Annotated in this window: 4 protein-coding genes and 1 pseudogene; 3 read left to right on the plus strand and 2 right to left on the minus strand. The window is 71.3% G+C overall.

Going from position 1 to position 4,233, the window contains the following annotated elements; genetic code table 11:
- Positions 1-154: 154 nt before the first annotated feature.
- The 3 genes from GWK61_RS53020 (at position 155) to GWK61_RS61300 (ending at position 2,413) form a co-directional block, all read left to right on the plus strand.
- Complete coding sequence (locus tag GWK61_RS53020) at positions 155-1,354, plus strand: CaiB/BaiF CoA transferase family protein (protein WP_228564455.1); 1,200 nt, start codon at positions 155-157, stop codon at positions 1,352-1,354.
- 169 nt (positions 1,355-1,523) lie between these two features.
- A complete protein-coding gene (locus GWK61_RS53025) occupies positions 1,524-2,033 on the plus strand; it encodes a nucleoside/nucleotide kinase family protein (RefSeq protein ID WP_194921910.1) in 510 nt (169 codons plus the stop codon).
- 86 nt (positions 2,034-2,119) lie between these two features.
- Positions 2,120-2,413, plus strand: coding sequence for a peptidoglycan-binding domain-containing protein (locus GWK61_RS61300; RefSeq protein ID WP_369125687.1), 294 nt, complete (start codon positions 2,120-2,122; stop codon positions 2,411-2,413).
- Here GWK61_RS61300 and GWK61_RS53030 read toward each other — a convergent pair.
- Both GWK61_RS53030 and GWK61_RS53035 read right to left on the minus strand, forming a co-directional pair.
- Positions 2,329-2,676, minus strand: a pseudogene (locus GWK61_RS53030) (histidine phosphatase family protein); the annotation flags it as partial. The gene GWK61_RS61300 and the pseudogene GWK61_RS53030 sit on opposite strands and share 85 nt — an antisense overlap.
- A gap of 20 nt (positions 2,677-2,696) precedes the next feature.
- The coding region (locus tag GWK61_RS53035; RefSeq protein ID WP_228564457.1) for a M1 family metallopeptidase at positions 2,697-4,233 on the minus strand (1,537 nt) is incomplete at its 5' end.

Here is a 4,233-nt window from a genome sequence, read left to right on the forward strand (position 1 = left end):
GGGTCGTCGAGGACTGAGGCGGTGGCCGGCAGGCCGGGCGGCGGCCAGCCCTGGTACGGCAACGCTGGTACGGCAACGTTTGCCGAAGGCTGTGAGCGGCGCGATAGCCGTGTCATATCGACGAGCGGTTCCGCGCGTGCCACGCTGATCGTTCATGACCGCCATGCACCCTGCCGCCGACCTTCCCGCCGACGACGCGTCCCGGACCGAAGCGCTGACCGAAGCGCTGACCGGACCGCTGGCCGGGCTGCTGGTCATCGACCTGACGCGGGTGCTGGCCGGACCGTTCGCCACGATGATCATGGCCGATCTCGGAGCCCGGGTGATCAAGGTGGAGCATCCGGCGACCGGGGACGACTCCCGGCGCTACGGGCCCTTCGCCGCCGACGGGCGCTCGATGTACTTCGCGCGCGTCAACCGCGGAAAGCAGTCGGTGGCCGTGGACCTGAAGAAGCATCCGGAGCAGGTGGCGGCGCTCGCCGAGCGGGCCGACGTGCTGGTGGAGAACTTCCGGCCCGGCGTGATGGACCGCCTCGGCCTGGGCCCGGCGGCGCTGCGGGAGCGCAACCCGCGGCTGGTGTACGCCTCGGTGTCCGGGTACGGCGCGACCGGGCCGCGGTCCGGGGAGCCCGCGTACGACGCCGTCATCCAGGCCCGCAGCGGCCTGATGTCGGTGACCGGGGAGCCGGACGGGCCGCCGGTGAAGGCCGGCGCGTCGGTCTCGGACCTGTCGGCCGGCGTCTACACGTTCGGGGCGGTGATGGCGGCGCTGGTCGGCCGCGGCATCCACGGCCGGGGCACGCACGTGGACATCTCCATGTTCGACGCGACCGTGTCGTTTCTGGAGGGCAACGCGCTGGCCTGGCTCGCCGACCGCACCGTGCCGCGCCGCATCGGCTCGCACCATCCGAACATCGCGCCGTTCGGGGCGTTCGCCGCCGCCGACGGGCAGATCGTGGTGTGTGTCGGCAACGACGCGCTGTTCGTCGCGTTCGCCGCCGCGCTGGGCGCGCCGGAGCTGGGCCGGAACCCGCAGTTCGCGCAGAACGCGGAGCGCTCGGCGAACCGGCTGGTGCTGACCGCGGTCATCGAGGAGCTGCTGGCCGCCGACACCTGCGTGAACTGGCTGGCGCGGCTGGAGGCGGCGAAGGTGCCGTGCGCGCCGGTGAACGACATCGGGCAGGCGATGACGGACGTGCAGACCGAGGCGCGGCGGATGCGGATCACCGCCGGGGGGCTGGAGCTGCCGGGGCAGGTGGTGAAGATGGCCGGGTATCCGGATCCGCTGGTGCGGCCGGCGGCGCCGGAGCTGGACGAGCACGGGGATGCGATCCGGGCCGAGTTCGGGCTCTGAGGCCGGTTCTGAGGCGCACTCGGGCCTGAGCTGAGTTCGAGGTTTGCGGCCGGAAAACGCGTTGCGGCCGGGTTCGCCTCCCGGCACGATCTCGCGGGTGACTTCCGAGCAGAATCCTGAGCAGATCCTGGAAGCGTCGCAGACGACGCCGTGTCTGATCGTGAACGGCATGCCCGGCGCCGGCAAGTCCACGGTGACCAGGCTCGCCGGCGCGATGCTGCCGCGCGCCGCGCGTCTCGACGGCGACGTGGTGACCCGGCTGGTGGTCAGCGGCCAAGTGTGGGCGCTGGGGGAGCCGAAGGACGAGGCGGCGCGGCAGGTGGACCTGACCAACCGCAACCTGTGCGCGCTGGCCGCGAACTTCGCCGACGCCGGGTTCCTGCCGCTGATCGACTCGATCGTCCCGGACCGGCGGCAGCTGGACTTCTTCCTGGAGCTGCTGGCCCCGCGGCCGGTGCTGTTCGTGGTCCTCGCGCCGGGCATCGCGGCCTGCAAGCACCGCAACGACATCCGCGACCCGGACGAGCAGTTCTTCTTCGACGGCTACGAGGGCCTGGAGGCGACGATGCGGCGGGAAATGGGCGACGTCGGCTGGTGGTTCGACACCTCGGAGCTGAGCCCGGAGGAGACGGCGCGGCGGGTGCTGGCCGAGGCCGGTGAGCGGGCGCTGGTGAAGTGAGCCGGCGGTAGGCGGTGCCGGCGGCGTCGAACTCGCGTTCCCGGCGCGTTCCTCCGGCGCACGCCGAGGACATCGGCGGCTTCTGCATGTACACCAACAGCCAGCCGCAGCTGTACGTCGGCAGCCAGGGTGACGCGGTGCGGCAGGCGCAGTGCGAGCTCAACTTCGCGTACGCCTACGGCCACTCCACCAACTACGGCAACGGCTCGTACAACGGCCTGACCGTGGACGGCGACTTCGGCCAGACCACGGAGGCCGCGGTCAAGAACTTCCAGATCCGCTGCATGAGTGCGTGGTGTCTCATGCGGTCGCCGTCGGGCGGCGGCGGGATGAACCGCTCGTCCAGCCACTGCTGTGGCCTGCCCTCGGCTTGTCCGTAGGACTTCTCCCGCAGTCTGCGGTCCAGGATCGGCTCGACCCCGAACTCCCGCGCCACCTCATCAGCGGTCTGGCTGGCCCGCAGCAGGTCCGAGGAGAACAGCTCCACGTCGGCGCCGGCCGGGATCTGGTCCCGCAGCGTGCGGGCGATCCGGACGGCTGCCGCCTGACCGGCCGGGGTCAGCTGCGAGTCGTGCCAGCCGCCGACGACCTTCTCGAGGCGGTGGGTGGCTTGCGGATGGGCGATGACGTAAACGCAGCGCACTGACGTTCTTCTCCTGGTACTCAGGAGCCTGTCGGCCCCGGCGGCTGGATCGTGGGCGTCGTCGGGGAGTCCAGCCAGGCGTTGATGTACGCCGAGAAGTCCCGGCCGGTCTTGGCGTTGACGAACGCCACGAACGCGGCGCGGTCCTGGTTCGTGCCCGCGTGCTGGTGGGCCCAGTCGTTCAGGAGCTGGTAGAACGCCGGGTCGCCGACGGCGTGGCGGATGCCGTTCAGCATCAGTGCCGGGGAGTAGTAGACGTTCGGTGAGGCGAAGTGCGTCGGCAGGGGGTGTCCGGGCGGGCCGTCGCGGCCGCGCAGGGCCTGGTCCACCGGTGCGGCTGTGGCCTGCAGGACTGCGTCGACCGTGGCCGGCGGGCCGCCGGTGCTGGCGTGCGCGGCCTGCCACAGGAACTGCGCGTACATCGCGAAGCCCTCGTTCAGCCACAGTCCCGACCAGGTCGTGGGGGTCACCGCATCGCCGAACCACTGGTGCGCGAACTCGTGGAGCAGGTCCGAGGGCTTGCCGCCCGAGCCGAAGGTGATCATGGTCTGGGTTTCCATGCCGACGCTGTCCGGGGGGAACAGCACCCCGGCGGTCGGGAACGGGTACGGCCCGAACCGCTGCTCCAGGAACGAGATCATGTCCGGGACCTGCGCCGTCAGCTTGTGCACCGTGTCGGCCTCGGCAGGCAGGTACCAGAACGTCATGGGGATGCCGTGCGGGCCGGTGGCGGTGTCCTCCCGGTACCGGTCGATGGAGAACGCCACCAGGTACGTCGCCACCGGGTTCGGCTGGTGCCAGTGGTACACGCCGTTGCCGCCGGACTCGGTGCGGCCCTGGAACGCGCCGCCGCTGACGCCGGCCCAGCCGTCCGGGACGGTGATCGTCACGTCGTACAGCGCCTTGTCCGAAGGCTGGTCGTTGCACGGGAACCAGGTGAACGCCCCGTAAGGCTCCTGCTGCGCCCACATCCCGCCGTCGGAGCCGACCTGCGCGCCGAGCCCGGATATGTCAGGGCGCGTCACCGGCGCCGGCACCAGGTGCGGGGTGCCGTGGTAGGTGACGACGACGGTCACGGTGGCATCGGCCGCGAGTTGCCGACCGGCCGGGACGGTGAGGTGGTCGCCGTCGTGGGTGTCGGCGACCGGCGCGCCGTCCACCGTCACGTGGTCGGCGCTCATGTCGGCGGCCAGGTCCAGCACGAAGCGGTTCGTGGGCTCTGCGGCGCGTATCGCCAGCGTCGCGGTGCCGGTCAGCACTGTCGAGGTCGGGTCCCATTTCAAGTCCAGGCCGTAGTGCAGGACGTCGGTCGCGGGGTCGCCGTACCGCGGGTACATGTCGTCGGCCACCGGATGGGAGCGGCCCGCCGACCACTGGCTGCTGCTAGCGGTGGCGCTCGCCGACACCGAACCCGACACCCAACCCGAACCCGACGCCGACGGCGTGGGCTTCGGAGTATGAGCGCTGGAACCGGTACACCCTGCAGCAGAAATCGCGAGCGTCGTGGACGCCGCCACGGCGGTCATGAGCGAACGTTTCCCCCGAACCATCCCCACC

Source organism: Catenulispora rubra (assembly GCF_015356825.1).
Lineage (GTDB): Bacteria > Actinomycetota > Actinomycetes > Streptomycetales > Catenulisporaceae > Catenulispora > Catenulispora rubra.

Excerpts from the sequence above, each read along its gene's own strand:
- GWK61_RS53020 (WP_228564455.1), top strand. The coding sequence starts at position 155 with ATGACCGCCATGCACCCTGCCGCCGACCTTCCCGCCGACGACGCGTCC.
- GWK61_RS53025 (WP_194921910.1), top strand. The coding sequence starts at position 1,524 with ATGCCCGGCGCCGGCAAGTCCACGGTGACCAGGCTCGCCGGCGCGATG.
- GWK61_RS61300 (WP_369125687.1), top strand. The coding sequence starts at position 2,120 with ATGTACACCAACAGCCAGCCGCAGCTGTACGTCGGCAGCCAGGGTGAC.